Origin of the sequence: Streptomyces sp. NPDC046860 (assembly GCF_040645115.1) — a bacterium.
In the GTDB taxonomy this organism is placed as follows: domain Bacteria; phylum Actinomycetota; class Actinomycetes; order Streptomycetales; family Streptomycetaceae; genus Streptomyces.
The window spans coordinates 98,886-116,949 of sequence record NZ_JBEYXQ010000009.1; the positions used below are offsets into that span (position 1 = coordinate 98,886).

The 18,064-nt window shown below is 73.9% G+C and carries 18 protein-coding genes; 12 read left to right on the forward strand and 6 right to left on the reverse strand.

From position 1 onward, the window contains the following. The first annotated feature begins 167 nt into the window (after positions 1-167). Genes ABZ898_RS15500 through ABZ898_RS15520 form a run of 5 tightly spaced genes read left to right on the forward strand, consistent with a single transcriptional unit; the run spans position 168 to position 4,794 of the window. Positions 168-1,811: an ATP-binding protein gene (locus ABZ898_RS15500; protein WP_361657989.1), complete on the forward strand. Its 1,644-nt coding sequence runs from the start codon at positions 168-170 to the stop codon at positions 1,809-1,811. After that, positions 1,808-2,215 carry a roadblock/LC7 domain-containing protein gene (locus ABZ898_RS15505; RefSeq protein WP_361657992.1) on the forward strand — a complete coding sequence of 136 codons (408 nt, stop codon included), beginning with the start codon at positions 1,808-1,810 and terminating at the stop codon, positions 2,213-2,215. Before ABZ898_RS15500 ends, ABZ898_RS15505 begins: the two co-directional genes overlap by 4 nt. Further along, positions 2,212-2,622 carry a DUF742 domain-containing protein gene (locus tag ABZ898_RS15510; protein WP_361657995.1) on the forward strand — a complete coding sequence of 137 codons (411 nt, stop codon included), beginning with the start codon at positions 2,212-2,214 and terminating at the stop codon, positions 2,620-2,622. Before ABZ898_RS15505 ends, ABZ898_RS15510 begins: the two co-directional genes overlap by 4 nt. Beyond that, positions 2,603-3,235, forward strand: a complete 633-nt coding sequence (locus ABZ898_RS15515) for an ATP/GTP-binding protein (RefSeq protein WP_361657998.1) — start codon at positions 2,603-2,605, stop codon at positions 3,233-3,235. The genes ABZ898_RS15510 and ABZ898_RS15515 overlap by 20 nt, the downstream gene beginning before the upstream one ends. Positions 3,236-3,282: 47 nt before the next feature. Beyond that, positions 3,283-4,794, forward strand: coding sequence for a cytochrome P450 (locus tag ABZ898_RS15520; protein WP_361658000.1), 1,512 nt, complete (start codon positions 3,283-3,285; stop codon positions 4,792-4,794). Positions 4,795-4,815: 21 nt separating this feature from the next. Here the strand turns inward: ABZ898_RS15520 and ABZ898_RS15525 are convergent, their stop codons facing one another. Then, positions 4,816-5,769: a pseudouridine synthase gene (locus tag ABZ898_RS15525; protein ID WP_361658002.1), complete on the reverse strand. Its 954-nt coding sequence runs from the start codon at positions 5,767-5,769 to the stop codon at positions 4,816-4,818. 69 nt (positions 5,770-5,838) lie between these two features. Between ABZ898_RS15525 and ABZ898_RS15530 the strand changes: the two genes are divergently transcribed. After that, positions 5,839-6,420, forward strand: coding sequence for a GNAT family N-acetyltransferase (locus tag ABZ898_RS15530; protein WP_361658003.1), 582 nt, complete (start codon positions 5,839-5,841; stop codon positions 6,418-6,420). 15 nt (positions 6,421-6,435) lie between these two features. Here the strand turns inward: ABZ898_RS15530 and ABZ898_RS15535 are convergent, their stop codons facing one another. Together ABZ898_RS15535 and ABZ898_RS15540 are read right to left on the reverse strand one after the other, a co-directional pair. Next, positions 6,436-7,284, reverse strand: coding sequence for a siderophore-interacting protein (locus ABZ898_RS15535; protein ID WP_361658006.1), 849 nt, complete (start codon positions 7,282-7,284; stop codon positions 6,436-6,438). Positions 7,285-7,397: 113 nt separating this feature from the next. Next, positions 7,398-8,318: a 5'-3' exonuclease gene (locus tag ABZ898_RS15540; protein ID WP_361658009.1), complete on the reverse strand. Its 921-nt coding sequence runs from the start codon at positions 8,316-8,318 to the stop codon at positions 7,398-7,400. Positions 8,319-8,505: 187 nt separating this feature from the next. Here ABZ898_RS15540 and ABZ898_RS15545 point away from each other — a divergent pair, with 187 nt between their 5' ends. The 4 genes from ABZ898_RS15545 to ABZ898_RS15560 all read left to right on the forward strand — a co-directional run bounded on the left by ABZ898_RS15545 (position 8,506) and on the right by ABZ898_RS15560 (position 13,002). Then, positions 8,506-9,588, forward strand: a complete 1,083-nt coding sequence (locus ABZ898_RS15545; protein WP_361658012.1) for a betaine/proline/choline family ABC transporter ATP-binding protein — start codon at positions 8,506-8,508, stop codon at positions 9,586-9,588. Next, on the forward strand, positions 9,581-11,380 hold the full coding sequence (locus ABZ898_RS15550; RefSeq protein ID WP_361658014.1) for an ABC transporter permease/substrate binding protein: 1,800 nt from the start codon (positions 9,581-9,583) through the stop codon (positions 11,378-11,380). Before ABZ898_RS15545 ends, ABZ898_RS15550 begins: the two co-directional genes overlap by 8 nt. Before the next feature lie 330 nt (positions 11,381-11,710). After that, positions 11,711-12,283: an XRE family transcriptional regulator gene (locus tag ABZ898_RS15555; RefSeq protein WP_361658017.1), complete on the forward strand. Its 573-nt coding sequence runs from the start codon at positions 11,711-11,713 to the stop codon at positions 12,281-12,283. Continuing rightward, positions 12,283-13,002: a helical backbone metal receptor gene (locus ABZ898_RS15560; protein WP_361658020.1), complete on the forward strand. Its 720-nt coding sequence runs from the start codon at positions 12,283-12,285 to the stop codon at positions 13,000-13,002. Before ABZ898_RS15555 ends, ABZ898_RS15560 begins: the two co-directional genes overlap by 1 nt. Here ABZ898_RS15560 and ABZ898_RS15565 read toward each other — a convergent pair. Next, positions 12,914-14,035, reverse strand: a complete 1,122-nt coding sequence (locus tag ABZ898_RS15565) for a TDT family transporter (RefSeq protein ID WP_361658023.1) — start codon at positions 14,033-14,035, stop codon at positions 12,914-12,916. The two genes, ABZ898_RS15560 and ABZ898_RS15565, sit on opposite strands and share 89 nt — an antisense overlap. Before the next feature lie 70 nt (positions 14,036-14,105). Between ABZ898_RS15565 and ABZ898_RS15570 the strand changes: the two genes are divergently transcribed. Beyond that, positions 14,106-15,023, forward strand: a complete 918-nt coding sequence (locus ABZ898_RS15570) for a LysR family transcriptional regulator (protein WP_361658026.1) — start codon at positions 14,106-14,108, stop codon at positions 15,021-15,023. A gap of 62 nt (positions 15,024-15,085) precedes the next feature. On the opposite strand, the gene ABZ898_RS15575 is transcribed toward ABZ898_RS15570, so the two are convergent. Together ABZ898_RS15575 and ABZ898_RS15580 are read right to left on the reverse strand one after the other, a co-directional pair. Beyond that, on the reverse strand, positions 15,086-15,784 hold the full coding sequence (locus ABZ898_RS15575; protein ID WP_361658407.1) for a gamma-glutamyl-gamma-aminobutyrate hydrolase family protein: 699 nt from the start codon (positions 15,782-15,784) through the stop codon (positions 15,086-15,088). A 43-nt stretch (positions 15,785-15,827) separates the two neighbouring features. Next, positions 15,828-16,574 (reverse strand): FCD domain-containing protein, encoded by a 747-nt coding sequence (locus tag ABZ898_RS15580; protein ID WP_361658028.1) that lies wholly within the window; start codon positions 16,572-16,574, stop codon positions 15,828-15,830. 102 nt (positions 16,575-16,676) lie between these two features. Between ABZ898_RS15580 and ABZ898_RS15585 the strand changes: the two genes are divergently transcribed. Next, positions 16,677-18,035: a glutamine synthetase family protein gene (locus tag ABZ898_RS15585; RefSeq protein ID WP_361658031.1), complete on the forward strand. Its 1,359-nt coding sequence runs from the start codon at positions 16,677-16,679 to the stop codon at positions 18,033-18,035. Positions 18,036-18,064: the final 29 nt, after the last annotated feature.

Genomic DNA, 18,064 nt, shown 5'->3' on the forward strand with positions numbered 1-18,064 from the left:
CGTGTAAATAGGGGCGACGGTACTCCTGTTGCGCGGGGGATTTCAGGTGCTTGCCGAATATGACACGGGGCTGTCCCGGTCGGAATAGGCTCGCCCGCGGCGGACCCGGTTGAGATGGAATTCGGGCGCCTGTTCCCCTATATACCGTTCCTTCCCAGAAGGCATCCATGGTGAGTGTTCAGAAACCTCCCGGTGTCCGTGAACGTCCTTACGCGCAGGCACTGCTGCCGCCCGCCCTGGTGATGGCCGCGGTGACCGCGGTCGCCGTGTTCCTGGTGCCGGGGACCGCCCGGACGGCCGTCGGCTGCTGCGGGGCGGTGGCCACGCTGCTGGTGCTCGCCACCGCGGGCGAAGTCGTGCGCAGAGGGCGTCAACTCCGTTCCGTGCAGGCCGAGAACGCCCGGCACACCGCGCGTCTGGAGCAGCGCATCGCCGCCCACGACGCGGAGATCGTCCGCCTCGGCTCCGAGGTGCTCCCCGTCGCCCTCGGCCGGCTGCGCAGGGGCGAGCGGCTGCGGGACGTCCTGCGGCACGTCGTCGACGAGGACCCCGAGCTGCGTCATCTCCCCGCCTCCCAGCGCGAGTTGCTGCGGATCGCGCTGCGCGGCGCCGAGCACGAGATCAACATGCGGGACGCCACCCAGCGGGCCTTCGTCACCACCGCCCGGCGGGTGCAGGCCATCGTCCACCAGCAGGCCAAGGAACTCAGGGAGATGGAGGAGGACCACGGCCGTAACGCCGAGGTCTTCGACGACCTGCTGCGCGTCGACCACGGCACCGCGCTGATCGGCCGCCTCGCCGACTCCATCTCGGTGCTCGGCGGCGGCCGTCCGGGCCGCCAGTGGCCGGTGCCCGTCTCGCTCTACAGCGTGCTGCGGGGCGCGATGTCCCGCATCCTGGAGTTCCCCCGCATCAACCTCGCCTCCATCGTCAACATCAACATCAAGGGCACCTCCGTCGAGCCGGTCATCCACGCCGCCGCCGAACTGTTCGACAACGCCACCCGCTACTCGCCGCCCTCGACCAAGGTGCACGTCACCGCCTTCGAGGTGCAGACCGGTCTCGCCATCGAGATCGAGGACGCCGGGGTCAGCCTCAGCGAGGAGGGGCGGGCCCGCGTCGAACAGATGATCCTGGACGCCCGCGCCGACGACGACGCGCACAACCTCGGCGACAGCCCCCGCCTCGGCCTCGCCGTGGTCGGCCGCCTCTGCAACGCCTTCGACATGGACGTCTCGCTGCGCGCCTCCGCCTACGGCGGCGTCCGCGCCATCCTCGTCGTCCCCCGCGACATGCTCACCACCGAGCCCGGCGTCGGCGCCGCGCACGGCATCGGGGCCACCGCCGTGCCCATGCCCGAACTCGGCGCCCTGGAGGGCCCCAAGCGCCCGCCCAAGCGCCGCCGTCCCACCGCGCCCCGCGTCCCCGCCCCGGCCACGGCGGAGGACGACCGCCCCGAGGTCACCGAGTGGACGGCGAACGGACTGCCCCAGCGCCGCAGCCGGGCGACGGTCCCGCTCAGCCAGCGCTACGCCGAACAGGCGGCCGCCGAACAGGCCGAACGCGAGGGCCGGCCCACCGTCTGGTCCAGCCCCGCGCCCGCCCCTGAGCCCGTTGTGGGCACCGACCCCGAGCGGCAGAAGCTGCTGGACCGTGAACCGGGCATGTGGGTCGACGCGTTCTGGGAGGGCATGAAGAAGGGCAACGAGGGCGCCCACCCGACCGACTTCACCCGGAATCCGACCGCCTACCTGCATCTGATCGACGACCCGGCCGACACCGGGGCCGGTGACGAGGGGGAGCCCAAGTGATCCAGCAGCGTGCCAACTTCGACTGGATGCTCAAGCAACTGCACGACGGCGTACCGGGCATCGAGATGATCGTCGTGCTCTCCTCGGACGGCCTGCGCATCGCCCGCTACGGCGGCGACCCGGACGCCGCCGACCGGGTGGCCGCCGCCTGCGCGGGCGTGCAGAGCCTGGCCGGGGCGGTCGCCCAGGAACTGCCCGGCAGCAGCGGCGAGATGAAGCTCGTCGTCATCGAGATCGACGGCGGCTACTTCTACCTGATGGCCGCCGGGGACAACGCCTACCTCGCCGTGCTCGCCGACGTCGTGTGCGAGCCCGGCCGGATGGGCGGCATGATGCGCGACCTCGTCGTCCGGATCGGCGCCCACCTCACCTCTCCGCCCCGGCACGGCGGGCAGCCCGTATGACCCCGCGACGCAAACGGCGCCTGCCGCGGGAGGCGCCCTCCCCGCCGCCGTCGGCCCCCGGGGCGGACGGCGAGGGGGAGAGCGGCAATCCCGAGCGGCTCTACGCCGTCACCGGCCTGCACGAGGGCGGGCGGGCGCGACTCGATCTGGTCACCCTGATCGTGGCGCGCTCCGCGCCCCCGCCCTCCGGCACCCCCGAACAGGCGGCCGTGCTCCGCCTGTGCTCCCATCCGCTGTCCGTGGCCGAACTCTCGGCCTATCTCGACCTGCCCTTCGGCGCGATGACCGCGCTGCTCACCGAGCTGATCGGCGCCGGCCTGGTGCAGGCGCGCGCCCCGATCGTCCGCCAGGCGCTCCCCGACCGGTCCCTCCTCGAAGCGGTGATGCATGGACTTCAACGGCTCTGACGCCGTCCCCGCCCCGATCCCCGGCCCGCGCAGCGAGGACCGGCTCCCGCAGACCGCCCAGGCCGCGGTGAAGATCGTGATCGTCGGCGGATTCGGTGTCGGCAAGACCACCATGGTCGGCTCGGTCAGCGAGATCCGGCCGCTGACCACCGAGGAGACGATGACCCAGGCCGGGATCGGCGTGGACGACGACTACGGCTCCGAGACCAAGACGGCCACCACCGTCGCCATGGACTTCGGCCGCATCACCATCACCGAGAAGCTCGTCCTCTACCTCTTCGGCACCCCCGGCCAGGAACGCTTCTGGTTCCTGTGGAACCGCCTGTTCGAGGGCGCGCTCGGCGCGGTCGTCCTGGTCGACACCCGCCGGCTGGACGTCAGTTACGACGTCATGGGCCGCCTGGAGGAGCGCGGCGTGCCGTTCGTCGTCGCCGTCAACTCCTTCCCGGACGCGCCCCGCCACGCGATCGAGGAGCTGCGCGGCGCGCTCGACCTGGCCCCGGAGATCCCGATCATCGAGTGCGACGTACGCCGGCGCGCCTCCAGCCGGGACGCCCTGCTGACGCTGATGCACTTCCTGCACTCCCTCGCCCGGTCCGGCGCCCTGACCTGACCCCGCGGCCCCACGGGCCCACCCCGCCGTCTTTCGGAGCGATCACTGTGACGCCTGAACCCCAGACCCCTACGGGCACCCCCGACACCGCGGCGGGCCCGCCGCCCGGCTGCCCCGCGCACGGCACCGGACCCGGCGGCCTGCACCGGCTGTACGGGCCGGACGCCCCCGACCTGGACGACCTCTACGAGCGGCTGCGCGAGAAGCACGGCCCCGTGGCCCCCGTGCTCCTGCACGACGACGTGCCCATGTGGGTGGTCCTCGGGCACGCCGAGAACCTGCACATGGTGCGCAGCCCCTCGCAGTACACCCGCGACAGCCGGGGCTGGACACCGCTGCTGGAGGGCATGGTCAAGCCCGACCACCCGCTGATGCCGCACATCGCCCGGCAGCCGATCTGCGCCCACGCCGAGGGCGACGAGCACCAGCGGCTGCGCGCGGCCGTGACCGCCGCGATGGACACCATCGACCACCGCGGTCTGCGCCGCTCCATCCACAGCTCCACCCAGGAACTCGTCAACGGCTTCTGCGGGCGGGGCCGGGCCGACCTGGTCCCGCAGTTCGCCGAGCATCTGCCGATGGCCGTCATGTGCGAGATCCTCGGCATGCCCGAGGAGTACAGCGACCGGATGGTGCAGTGCGCCCGCGACGCGCTCAAGGGCACCGAGACCGCCATCGAGAGCCACGCCTACGTCATGGGCGCGCTGAGCAGGCTCACCACCCGGCGCCGGGCCCGGCCCGAGGACGACGTCACCAGCCATCTGATCACCCACGAGGCGGGGCTGAGCGACGACGAGGTCCGCGAGCATCTGCGGCTGGTCCTCTTCGCCGCGTACGAGACCACCGCCAACCTGCTGGCCAACGCGCTGCGCATGGTGCTGACCGAACCGGGGTTCCGTGCCCGGCTCAACGGCGGGCAGATGACGGTGCCGGAGGCGATCGAGCAGTCCCTGTGGGACGAGCCGCCGTTCAGCACCGTCCTCGGCTACTTCGCCAAGCAGGACACCGAGCTGGGCGGACAGCGCATCCGGCGGGGCGACGGGCTGCTGTTCGCGCCCGCGCCGGGCAACGTCGACCCGCGGGTACGCCCCGACCCGACCGCGCACATGATGGGCAACCGCTCGCATCTCGCGTTCGGCGGCGGCGCCCACGAATGCCCCGGCCAGGACATCGGGCGGGCCATCGCCGACATCGGGGTGGACGCCCTGCTGACCCGGCTGCCGGACATCCGGCTGGAGTGCGCCGAGGAGGATCTGCGCTGGCGGTCCTCGATCGCGTCCCGTCATCTGGTCGCGCTGCCGGTGCTGTTCGAGCCCAAGCCGAAGCAGGACGTCAACCGGGCGCCCAGCATGTCCTCCCTGCATCCGCACCGGGTGGGGCGCCCGGTCGAGCCGCTGCGGGAGCGGCGGGAGGACGGTACGGACGAGAGGGCGGAGGCCAGGCCCGAGGAGCGGGCGGAGCCGGTCCTGCCCGTCGCCCCGGCCGTGTCCTGGCCCGACCCGCCGGGCGAGCCGCGCACCCGCTGGCAGCGGTTGTGGCGGTGGCTGCTCGGCGAATAGGGGCCGCTCGCCGGCCGGGCCTCAGTCGCGGGCCCAGTCCCGCGGCGAGGTCCACGCCGTCAGGGTGCGCCCGCTGACGAAGTCGTGCCGGGCGCCGGTGACCGGATCGGTGAACTCCAGCCGCCGGGCCAGGAGCTGGAGGGGGCGCCGGAAGTCGCCGGGCGCCGTCGCGGGGGCCACCTCCGGGTAGAGGGGGTCGCCGAGGATGGGGACGCCCAGCGAGTTCAGGTGCACCCGGAGCTGATGCGTCTGGCCGGTGCGGGGCAGCAGACGGTACCGGGCCAGCCCGTCCTCCTCGCGGTGCGCGGCGCGCTCCACCAGGGTCACCGCGTTGGGCTCGCCCTCGACCTCCCGCGCCGCCAGCACCCCGCGCTCCTTCAGGATGCGGCTGCGCACGGTCCGGGGCAGCTCCAGCGCCGGGTCGTGCCGGGCCACCGCCTCGTACTCCTTGCGCACCAGGCGGTCCCGGAACAGCCCCTGGTAGGCGCCGCGTTCCGCGGGGCGCACGGTGAACAGCACCAGTCCGGCGGTGAGCCGGTCCAGCCGGTGCGCGGCGCCCAGGGCGGGCAGGTCCAGGTCGTGCCGGAGCCGGGCCAGCAGGGTCTCGCCGACATGGGAGCCGCGCGGGGTGGTGGCCAGGAAGTGCGGCTTGTCGGCGACGACGATGTGCTCGTCCCGGTACACCACCTCGACCGGGAACGGCACCGGCACCTCCGGCGGCAGCTCGCGGTGGAACCACACGGACATCCCGGGCCGGTACGGCGCGTCGGGCCCCACCGGCAGCCCGTCGGCGCCCACGACCGCGCCGGCGTGGAACATCGCCTCGACCACGCCCGGCCCGGCGCCGGTGAGCCGCGCCACGAGATGCTCGCGCACCGTCTCCCACGCCCCGCCGGCCGGGAGCCGCACCCGCACGGGGTCGACACCCCGGCGCTGGGGGAGCGGGGCGGGCGGGGGCTGCGTACGGCGTCTCATCAGGCTTCCAGGGTACGGCGCGGCCTTGTCCGGTTGGCCGCGTGCCGGACGCTTGGCAGGATGCCGGACATGCCGTTTCTCACCAGCCCGGTGCTGCCCGAAGGAACCCTCAGCCGACTGCCGCAGCCCGAGATCCCGGCCGACGCCGGGCTGCTCCTGCGCCCCTGGCGGGCCGGGGACGCGCCCGCCGTCCACGCCGCGTTCCAGGACCCGGTGCTCAACCAGTGGCACGCGAGGTCCTGCGACTCCCCCGAGGAGGCGGCCGGCTGGATCGAGGGCTGGCACGAGCAGTGGGCGCGCGAGTGCGACGCCCAGTGGGCGGTGGTCCGCGCCGACACCGGCGAACTGCGCGGCCGGGCCGCGCTGCGGGAGATCCGGCTGCGGGACGGCGTGGCGGAGGTGGCGTACTGGACGGTGGCCGGGGCGCGCGGGCAGGGCGTCGCCCGGCACGCCACGGACGCGCTGGCGCGCTGGTCGTTCGAGGAGATCGGCTTCAACCGGCTGGAGCTGATGCACGCCACGGCCAACCAGGCGTCCTGCCGGGTCGCGACGAAGGCCGGGTTCGCGGTGGAGGGCACCCGGCGCCGGGCACTGCTGCACCCGGACGGCTGGCACGACATGCACCTGCACGCCCGGCTCCGGGGCGACTGAGCCGCCCCGGCCGGGTCAGGCGGCCGCGTCCGTGCCCTCCTGCTCGGCCTCGATCCGCGCGTTCCACTCCGGCTTGCTGGCCTGCCAGCCGTCCTCGTTGTGGCCCAGGCGCCAGTACCCGGAGATCGACAGGTCCTCGCGCGCGATGCCCGCCTCCACGCGCAGCATCCGGCGCAGCTCCTTCACGAAGGACGCCTCGCCGTGCACGAACGCGTGCGGGCGGCCCTCGGGGAAGTCCAGCGTCCGCACGGCCTGAATGAGGAGTTCGCCCACCGGGCGGTCCCCGCGGTGCAGCCAGACGACCTCCACGTCGGAGTCGATCTTCTGCTCCTCCTCGGGGCCGGACACCTCCACGAAGGCGTGCGCGGGCGTCCCCGGCGGGAGGGTCTCCAGCGCCCGGGCGATGGCGGGCAGCGCGCTCTCGTCCCCGGCGAGCAGGTGCCAGTCGGCCGTCACATCGGGGGCGTAGGCGCCGCCGGGGCCGAAGAAGCGCAGGGTCTCGCCGGGGCGGACCCGGGTGGCCCAGGGGCCGGCGAGGCCCTCGTCGCCGTGGATCACGAAGTCGAGGGTCAGCTCGCGGTGCTCGGCGTCCCAGGCGCGCACGGTGTACGTACGGGTCACCGGCCACTGCTCGCGGGGGAGTTCGGCGCGGACCCGCTCCAGGTCGAACGGCTCCGGATAGGTCATGCCGACCACCGGGGCGAAGAGCAGCTTCACGTAATGGTCGGTGCAGGTGCCGGCCGAGAAGTCGGCGAGGCCGTCGCCGCCGAGCACGATCCGCTGGACGTGCTCGGTCAGCCGCTCGGTGCGCACCACCTGGGCGGAATGGAGCTTGCGCGGCTTGCGCCCCGGACGCTCTGCCATGACGGCCTCCTGCTGCCTTGGTTAGGTTTACCTAAGCTAGCATCCCGCGCCGCCGGTTCCCTGTTCCCGTGGGCCCCCTCGTCCGGAAAATCCCCTTCGGCGGCCCGCCCGGATCACGCCTCCAGGGTGGTCAGCAGGCGCTGGAGCGAGCCGCCGAGGCCCCAGCGGGCGGCCAGCGCGTCCAGGGCCGCGGGGTCGCGCGGGGCGTGCGGCAGCGCGGTGTCCACCGCGGGCAGCGGGACGTCACCGGCCACCCGGACCACCTTCGGGGCGACCGCGAGATAGGGCGCCGCCTCGGTCAGGCGCTTGCGCTGGGTGGGGGTGAGCTTCGCCTTCGGGTCGTCCACGGCCGCGACGATCCCGGCCAGGTCCCCGAACTCGGCGAGCAGCTTGGCCGCCGTCTTCTCCCCGACGCCGGGCACGCCCGGCAGGCCGTCGCTCGGGTCGCCGCGCAGCAGCGCCAGGTCCGCGTACCCCCGGCCGTCCACGCCGTACTTCTCGCGCAGCCACTCCTCGTCGGTGAGCTGGAGGGTGCCGACGCCCTTAAGGGGGTACAGGACGCGGACCCCGCGGGCGTCGTCTACCAGTTGGTACAGGTCGCGGTCGCCGGTGACGATGTCGACCGGTCCGTCCGCGCGGGCGGTGAAGGTGCCGATCACGTCGTCCGCCTCGTAACCGGCCACGCCGACCCGGGCGATGCCGAGCGCGTCCAGCACCTGCTCGATCACCGGGACCTGCGGGGAGAGGGTGTCCGGGACCTCCTCGGCGTCCGGGGCGCCCTCGTGCTCCTCGGCGACCCGGTGCGCCTTGTAGGAGGGGATCAGGTCGACCCGCCACTGGGGGCGCCAGTCGGCGTCCATGCAGGCCACCAGCTTCTCCGGGCGGTGGTCCTTGACCAGGCGGTCGATGAAGTCCAGCAGTCCGCGCACCGCGTTCACGGGGGTGCCGTCCGGCGCCCTGACCGAGTCCGGCACGCCGAAGTAGGCGCGGAAGTACAGCGAGGCGGTGTCGAGAAGCATCAGTCGTCCGGTCACGCTCGCATCATGCCGCACCGCACCGACAGCGGGCCCGCGCACCGGGCCAGGGGGTGTGACCTGGGACACTTCTGAGTTCGGCTCAAATATGACCGGGCAGGCGCCGCGCGCCGGAGCGGGGAGATCGCTTTCCCAGCGACAACCATCCCTCGTCTCCCGCTCCTTGCCGCCTAGCCGAGGGACATGCATGACCGCGAGAATCGAAGCGGAACATCTCTACAAGGTGTTCGGCGGACGACCGGATCAGGCCGTCGAACGACTTCAGCAGGGCGCCGGCCGGGACGAACTGCGAGGGGAGGGCACCACGGCCGCCGTGGTCGACGCGTCCTTCGCCGTCGCGCCGGGCGAGATCTTCGTTGTCATGGGCCTGTCCGGCTCGGGCAAGTCCACCCTGCTGCGCATGCTCAACGGGCTGCTCACGCCCACCGCGGGGCGGGTCCTCTTCGACGGGCAGGACCTCACCGCGCTCGACGACAGCGGGCTGCGCGAGGTCCGGGCCCACAAGATCAGCATGGTGTTCCAGCACTTCGCGCTCTTCCCGCACCGCAGCGTCCGCGACAACGCCGCCTACGGCCTGGCCGTGCAGGGCGTGCCCCGCGCCGAGCGCGAACGCCGCGCCGACGAGGCGCTCGCCCTGTGCGGCCTGGCCGGCTGGGAGGACTCCTGGCCCGACGAGCTCTCCGGCGGCATGCAGCAGCGCGTCGGCCTCGCCCGCGCCCTCGCCACCGACGCCGACCTGCTGCTGATGGACGAGTCCTTCAGCGCGCTGGACCCGCTGATCCGCCGCGACATGCAGGACCAGCTCCTCGAACTGCAGAAGACGCTGCGCAAGACGATCGTCTTCATCACGCACGACCTCAACGAGGCCATGCGCCTGGGCGACCGCATCGCCGTCATGCGCGACGGCCGCATCGTGCAGACCGGCACCGCCGAGGACATCCTGCTGCGCCCCGCGGACGACTACGTCGCCTCCTTCATCCAGGACGTCGACCGCTCCCGCGTCCTGACCGCGTCCGCCGTCATGGACACCGACGTACGCGGCGACGAGGCCGACTGCGGCTGCCAGACCGCCGCGCCCGGCACGCCCTTCACCGAACTGTGCGCGCTCAGCGCCCGCCTCAGCCACCCGGTCGCCGTCGTCGACGCCGACCGCACCCTGGTCGGTGTCGTCCCCGGCAGCCGCCTCGTCGGCTTCCTCGGCGACGAGCGGTCGGACCCGATCGCCTGCGACCACCCCCGCGACGAGAGGAAGGTGACCGCCCGTGCCTAGGCTCCCGCTCGGCGACTGGGTCGACTCCGGTGTCGACTGGCTGGTCGACCACCTCTCCTGGCTCTTCGACGCGATCCGCGCCGTACTGGAGGGCATGTACGACGGCATCGACGCCGCCCTCAACGCCCCCCAGCCGCTGCTGCTGGCCGGCATCCTCGCCGTCGTCGCCTGGTGGCTGCGCGGACTGCTCGCCGGTGTCCTCGCCTTCGCCGGATTCGCGCTCGTGGACTCCCTCGACCTGTGGGAGAAGGCCATGTCCACCCTGGCGCTCGTCCTGGTCGCCACCATCATCGCGCTGGTCATCTCGATCCCGCTCGGCATCTGGGCGGCCCGCTCCCGCGCGGTGAGCGCCACCCTGCGCCCCGCGCTGGACCTGCTCCAGACCATGCCGTCGATGGTGCTGCTGATCCCGGCCATGCTCTTCTTCGGGCTAGGCACCGCCGCCGGTGTCGTCGCCACCCTCATCTTCGCGCTCGCCCCCGGCGTCCGCATGACCGAGCTGGGCATCCGCCAGGTCGACGCCGAACTGGTCGAAGCCGCCGAGGCGTTCGGCACCAGCCCGCGCGACACCCTGTGGCGGGTGCAGCTCCCGCTCGCCCTGCCCACCATCATGGCGGGCGTCAACCAGGTCATCATGCTCGGCCTGTCCATGGTCGTCATCGCCGGCATGGTCGGCACCGGCGGCCTCGGCGGAGCCGTCAACGAGGCCATCGGCCAGCTCGACATCGGCTACGGCTTCGAGGCGGGCGTCGGCATCGTCGTCCTCGCCATCTACCTCGACCGGGTGACCGGCGCGCTCGGCACCCACCTCTCCCCGCTGGGCCGCCGCGCCGCCGCCAAGGCCCGGCCCACCGCCTGGTCCTACCGGCCGCGCCCGGCCGTCGCCGTCGTCGCGGTGGTCGTCCTCGCGCTGGTCGCGGGCGGCCTCGGCGTCTTCGGCCCCGGCGCCACCAAGTCCACCGCCTCCGGCACGGACATCGGCAAGGGCCAGGAGATCAAGCTCGGGTACATCCCCTGGGACGAGGGCATCGCCTCCACCTTCCTCTGGAAGGAGCTGCTGGAGCGGCGGGGCTTCAAGGTCACCGTCACCCAGTACGCCGCCGGACCGCTCTACACCGGCCTCGCCACCGGCCGCCTCGACTTCGAGACCGACTCCTGGCTGCCCACCACGCACGCCGAGTACTGGAAGAAGTACGGCGACCGGATGGAGGACCTCGGCAACTGGTACGGCTCCACCTCCCTGGAGCTGTCCGTCCCGTCCTACGTCAAGGACGTGAACTCCCTGGCCGACCTCGGCAAGCACGCCGGCGAGTTCGACGGCCGCATCATCGGCATCGAGCCCAGCGCGGGCATGATGAGCCTGCTCAAGGACAAGGTCCTCGGGCAGTACGGCCTCAAGGACAAGTACGAGGTGGTCGACGGCTCCACCCCGGCGATGCTGACCGAGCTGAAGCGCGCCTACGCCAGGAAGGAGCCCGTGCTCGTCACCCTGTGGTCCCCGCACTGGGCCTACAGCGACTACAAGCTGAAGAAGCTCAAGGACCCGGCGGGTGCCTGGGGCAAGGGCGACACCGTGCACACCCTCGCGCGCAAGGGGTTCGGCGCCGACCACCCCGAGGTCGCCAAGTGGCTGAAGGACTTCTCCATGACGGAGGAGCAGCTCACCGGTCTGGAGGCCCGCATCCAGAAGGCCGGCAAGGGCAAGGAGCAGGACGCCGTCCGCGCCTGGCTCAAGGAGCGTCCGAAGCTCGCCGACACCTGGGCGCCGGCCCGCGGCGGCGCGGCCGGGTGAACCGCGCCCCAAGGGGCACTCGGTGACAGGGGGCGGGCATCGTGTCCGTCCCCTGGGCGGCTTTCGGCCACCGTGGAGATCCGGTCAACCACGCAGTGCCACGGACCCCGCCCGGCGGGAACACCCGGGCCCGCCCCGGCCTTGAAGCAGGTGAACGGCGCGGAACCGCGAAGCGGGACGGAAGGACGGCGGGCTCGCGACGGCGCGGGATGTGAGAGGCGCGTGAAACGGTTTGCCGAACATGCGTAGGGTGCAGACAACTCAGGACAGGGACGCCCGGCACGAGGCGTCCGGGCAGCCGCGCCACGCGTGAAGGAGGGAGCCGCAGCGATGGGCGACCACAAGGAGCGACAGCCCGTGCGGGTCGGCGCGGCCGTGCGGCGGCGCCGCCGGACGCTCGAACTCACCCTCGCGGTCGTGGCCGAGCGCAGCGGTCTGTCGGTGCCCTTCCTCAGCCAGGTCGAGAACGACCGGGCCCGGCCGAGCCGCACCTCCCTGGAGAAGCTCGCCGACGCCCTGCGCACCACGGCGGTGGAACTGCTCGCCGCCGCCGACCCCGCGTGCAGCGTCGACGTCGTGCGCGGCGAGCAGACCGCCGACGGCGACTTCACCGCCCGCACCCGCTCCCTGGTGCGCGGCCACCACCAACTGCACGCCTCGGAGTTCACCGGCGACCACGACGCGGGCCGCGAGTTCCAGCACCGCAACGACGAGCTGATGTACGTCGCGGACGGCGCGGTCGAGATCGAGGCCGAGGGCCGCGCGTACCGCCTCGGCCGGGGCGACACCCTGTACCTGACCGGAGGCGTCCGCCACCGCTGGCGGGCCACCGTGCCGGACACCCGGGTGATCGTGGTGGCCGTCGCCGAGCACATCGAGGCGGTCCAGGACCGGTCCCGCTAGTGCGGGTCGTCTCCCTCGTCCCGTCCCTCACCGAGGCGATCGCCGTGACGCTTCCCGGTGGCCTCGCCGGGGCCACCGACTGGTGCGAGCGTCCGGCCGGTCTCGACGTCGTCCGGATCGGCGGCACCAAGAACCCCGACACCGCCCGGATCGCCGCCCTCGCCCCCGACCTCGTGATCGCCAACGAGGAGGAGAACCGCGCCCCCGACCTCGACGCCCTGCGCGCGGCGGGCCTCGCGGTGCTGGTCACCGAGGTGCGGACGGTGCCGCAGGCCCTCGCCGAGCTGGAGCGGGTGCTGCGGGCCTGCGGCGCCGCGTCCCGCCCCGGCTGGCTGGACGCCGCCGAGGCCGCCTGGGCCGCGCCGCCCCGGCCGCGGCGGCCGCTCACCGCCGTCGTACCGGTCTGGCGCCGCCCGTGGATGGTGCTGGGCCGGGACACCTTCGCGGGCGACGTCCTGGCCCGCCTCGGCGTACGCCACCTGTACGCCGCCCACGCCGAGCGCTACCCCCGCGTGCCCCTGGACGAGCTGAACGCGGCCGACCCCGACCTGGTGGTGCTGCCCGACGAGCCGTACCGCTTCACCGCCGACGACGGCCCCGAGGCGTTCCCCCGTCCCGCCTGCGCCCTCGTCAGCGGACGGCACCTGACCTGGTACGGACCCTCGCTGGCCGAAGCTCCCCAAGTGCTGGCCGGGGCGCTGGCAGCAGCGCTCCGCTGAGCAGCCCGCGCACGGTACCGGTCGCCGCCGCGGCCCACGCGAGCAGCAGCAGGGCGTACAGCCCGACCGCGAGCCCCGTGTACGCGGCGAGCCCGGTGTGCCGGGCCAGGGAGGCCGCGCCGGTCACACAGGTGCCCACCGGGAACGTGAACGCCCACCAGGTCATCGAGAACCGCATGCCGAGCCGCCGCGCCCGCACCACCTGCGCGCCGGCGAAGGCCAGCCACAGCAGCGCGAACCCCATGACCGCCACCCCGTACAGCACGGCGGACACCGCCAGCCCCTCGTCGTACGGCGCCGGTACGACGCCCGGCGCCTGATCCGCGAGCGCGCCGGTCGCGGTGGTGGACTGGCCCAGCGGGCCGAGGACCAGGAACAGGGCCGGGGTCGTCGCGAGCGGCAGCGGGCCGTGGAACAGCAGGCGGGCCAGGAGCAGCGGCAGCATCAGCAGCGTGGCCAGCATGCTCAGCCCGAACAGGGCGAGGCAGCCCAGCAGCATGGTCTCGCGGGGCGGGCCGGGCGGCAGATACGGCACCAGGGCGGGCCCCAGCGCGGCCGACACCATCGGCGCGACCAGCGGCAGCAGCCACACCGGGCTGACGTCGGCGAGGGCGGGCCGGTGCCGGGTCACCATCAGGTACGGCACCGCCACGGCCGCCGCCAGCCCCAGCGCCGTACCGGCGGTGAACAGCACGGCGTCCAGGGCCACGGCGGCGGGCGTGCCGATCCAGTACCGGCCGGCCGAGAGCGCGCCGCCGCCCACCGCGAGCAGGGCCATGGCGGCGCAGCCGTGGAAGGGGGCCGTCTGCGGGTCGAGGAGGTGGGCGCGGGCCTGGTCGCGGTGGTGGGTCCAGTGCAGGGCGCGGGCGGCGAGGAGGGCGAGCAGCAGGAGCAGGGAGAGCGCCCAGACGGCGGCGCAGAGCCAGGGGACGGGCGAGGGGAGGGCGGCGCCCGCCGAACCGACGATCGCCGTGCCCATGACGGCGGCGTACCAGTTCGGCCCGAGGTGGCGCAGGCGGGCGGTGCGGGACATGCGTCCAGCCTCGCCGGGCCCGTCGCCGCCGACCAGGGACGTCGTTCCTATGGGGGCATAAGGTGGTCTTATGAGCGAAGAGCAGGAGCGGGGCGGCTCGCTGGCGCACCGGGTGCCCGACCTCGGCGCGCTGGAACTGCTGCTGGCCGTGGCCCGGCTGGGCAGCCTGGGGTCCGCGGCGCGGGAGCTGGGCATCACCCAGCCCGCCGCCAGCAGCCGGCTGCGCTCCATGGAGCGGCAGCTCGGCGTCGCCCTCGTCGACCGTTCGCCGCGCGGCTCCCGGCTCACCGACGCGGGCGCCCTGGTCACCGACTGGGCGCGGCAGGTCGTCGCCGCGGCCGAGGTGTTCGACGCGGGCGCGCAGGCGCTGCGGGCCCGGCGGGACTCCCGGCTGCGGGTCGCGGCCAGCATGACCATCGCCGAGTACCTGCTGCCGGGCTGGCTGCTCGCCCTGCGCGCCGGGCGGCCCGAGACGGCCGTCTCGCTGCTCGCGGGCAACTCGGCGAGGGTCGCCGAACTCCTGCTGTCCGGCGAGGCCGACCTCGGGTTCGTGGAGGGCCTCACGGTCCCGGCCGGGCTGGACTCGGCCGTCATCGCCCACGACCGCCTGACCGTCGTCACGGCCCCCACCCACCCCTGGGCGCGCCGCCCGCGCCCGCTGGGGACGGCGGAGCTGGCCGCCACCCCGCTCATCCTTCGCGAGCGGGGTTCGGGCACCCGCCAGGTGCTGGACGCGGCCATAGGCGGCCCTGCCCGGCCCCTGATCGAGCTGTCCTCCACCACGGCCGTGAAGGCGGCGGCGGTCGGCGGCGCCGGGCCCGCCGTACTGAGCGAACTCGCGGTGGGGGAGGAGCTGGCCGCCCGGCGGCTGGTGGGCATCCCGGTGGAGGGCGTCTCCCTGCGCCGGGACCTGCGCGCCGTCTGGCCCACCGGGCACCGGCCGACGGGCCCGGCACGGGACCTGCTGTCGCTGACGCGGGGTCAGTGACGCGGGATCAGTGACGCGGGGTCAGCGACCGGGGGCAGTGGCGCGGGGTCAGTGGCGCCGCGTCAGTGACGGTCCTCGCCCGCGGCGGCGACCAGCGCCCGCATCACCCGCTCGTCGGTGCCCATCTCCGGGTGCCACTGCACACCCAGCACCCAGCCGTCGGCCGAGGAAAGCTCGACGGCCTCGATCGTGCCGTCGGCGGCGTGGGCCGAGGGGATCAGGCCGGGTGCGAGGCGGTCCACCGCCTGGTGGTGGTAGGTCGGGACGACGGCGCCGTCCGGCTCGATCGCCGCGTACCGGGTGCCCGGCACCGGGCGTACCGGATGCGCGCCGAAGACGCCGACCGCCTCCGCGTGGCCGTCGAGATGCTGGACGAGGGTGCCGCCCAGGGCGACGTTCAGCAGCTGCATGCCCCGGCAGATGCCGAGCAGCGGGACACGCGCGTCCAGCGCGGCCTCGATCAGGGCGAGTTCCCAGGCGTCCCGGTCCGGGGCGGGCGGTCCGCAGCGCGGGTCGCGCTCGGCGCCGTAGCGGGCGGGGTCGACATCGGGGCCGCCCGCGACGACCACCCCGTCCAGGCGGGCCACCACCTCCGGCGCCAGCGCCGGGTCGTCGGGCGGCAGCAGGGCGGGCAGGCCGCCGGCCCGGCTCACCAGACGGGGGTAGGCGGCCGGGAGGAGCGCGGCCTCCAGCTCCCAGACGCCCCAGCGGGCGCCCGCCTCCAGATACGTACTCACGCCGATCAGCGGCCGTCCGCCCATGTGCCCTCCAAAGGTGCTCACGCATACCTTTGCAGAGCGGGGGTCACGCCAGGAAGCCCCGCAGGAGTGCCGCCGTGCCCGCGCAGTGCTCGCGCGCGATCTCCCGCGCCGCCTCCGCGTCCCCCTCCAGCACCGCCTCCACCAGCGCGGTGTGCTGGCGCTGGGAGTGCTCCAGGTTGCGCACCAGCAGCGGGATGCAGTCCAGCAGGTCGTTGACGCCCGCCCGGACCGCCGCGTACCGGGCGGCCAGCGACGGCGAGCCGCACAGCTCGGCCAGGGTCAGATGCAGCAGCGTGTCCCGGCGCCGGTAGTCCGCGAGCGGCGCGTCACGGGTGTGGTCCAGCGCCCGCCGCAGCCGCTCGGCGCCCTCCGCCGGCAGCCCGTGCGCCGCGCACAGCCCGGCCGCCCCCACCTCCAGCACCTCGCGGAAACGCAGCACGTCCTCGATGTCCACCTCGGCCGTGCGCCGCCGCAGTTCGCCCTGACCGGCACCGCCCGCGCGGCGCAGCACGAAGGTGCCGCCGTACCGCCCGCGCCGCGACTCCACCAGCCCCTGGTCGTGCAGCACCCGCAGCACCTCGCGCAGGGTCACCCGGCTGATGCCCAGCCGCTCCGCCAGCTCCCGCTCGGCGGGCAGCCGTTCACCGTCCGGTACGAGTCCCAGCCGGACCACCTGGAGGATCTGCTCCAGCGCCTCCTCGAAGCCGTTGCCCGCCCGCACCGGCCGCAGCACCGCGCCGAGCCGGTCGCCGCCCTCCCCCGCCTCGCGCGCACCCGTCTTCCGCGGCATCCGGTCGCGCCCCCTTCCCAAGCAATGGTTCCCGGCAATACCTTATGGCTCCCGGCAGCCCGGCCGCACCGCGCGCAGCAGCATGCCCAAGGAGGCCCTCCCGTGGCAGACCGCACACCCCCGCTGAGCCTCGAGGAGTTGCGGGCCCTTGTCGACGGGGGCGGGATCGACACCGTCGTCCTCGCCTTCCCCGACATGCAGGGCCGGCTCCAGGGCAAGCGGTTCGCCGCCCGCTTCTTCCTCGACGAGGTGCTCGACCACGGCACCGAGGGCTGCAACTACCTCCTGGCCGTCGACACCGAGATGAACACCGTCGGCGGCTACGAGATGTCCTCCTGGGACCGGGGATACGGCGACTTCGCCATGCGCCCCGACCCGGCCACCCTGCGCCGCCTGCCCTGGCACCCCGGCACCGCCCTGCTCATGGCCGACCTCGCCTGGGAGGACGGCACCCCCGTCACCGCCGCGCCGCGCCAGATCCTGCGCCGCCAGCTGGAGCGGCTCGCCGCGCTCGGGTACACCGCCCAGGCGGGCACCGAGCTGGAGTTCATCGTCTTCAGGGACAGCTACGAGCGCGCCTGGGACACCGGCTACCGGGACCTGACCCCGGCCAACCAGTACAACATCGACTACTCCATCCTCGGCACCGGCCGCGTCGAGCCCCTGCTGCGCCGGCTGCGCAACGAGATGGCCGGCGCGGGCCTCACCGTCGAGTCCGCCAAGGGGGAGTGCAACCCCGGCCAGCACGAGATCGCCTTCCGCTACACCGAGGCCCTGCGCACCTGCGACCAGCACGCGGTGTACAAGACGGGCGCCAAGGAGATCGCCTCCCAGGAGGGCATGGCGCTCACCTTCATGGCGAAGTTCAACGAGAAGGAGGGCAACTCCTGCCACATCCACCTCTCGCTCGCCGACGAGGACGGCCGCAGCGTGATGGCCGGGGACGACGGCATGTCCGAGGTGATGCGGCACTTCCTGGCCGGACAGCTCGCCGCGCTGCGCGACTTCTCGCTGCTGTACGCGCCGAACATCAACTCCTACAAGCGCTTCCAGCCCGGCTCCTTCGCGCCCACCGCCGTCGCCTGGGGCCACGACAACCGCACCTGCGCCCTGCGCGTCGTCGGCCACGGTCCCTCGCTGCGCTTCGAGAACCGGCTGCCCGGCGGTGACGTCAACCCCTACCTCGCCGTCGCCGGACTCGTCGCCGCCGGACTGTACGGCGTCGAGCAGCGGCTCGAACTCCCCGAGCCGTGCGCGGGCAACGCCTACACCGCCGACTACGAGCACGTCCCCACCACCCTGCGCGAGGCCGCCCAGCTCTGGGAGACCAGCCCCGTCGCCAAGGCCGCCTTCGGCGAGGAGGTCGTCGCCCACTACGCCAACATGGCCCGCGTCGAACTCGCCGCCTTCGACGCCGCCGTCACCGACTGGGAACTGCGCCGCTCCTTCGAACGCCTGTGAACAGCCCGCCCGCTGTGAACACCCGTGAA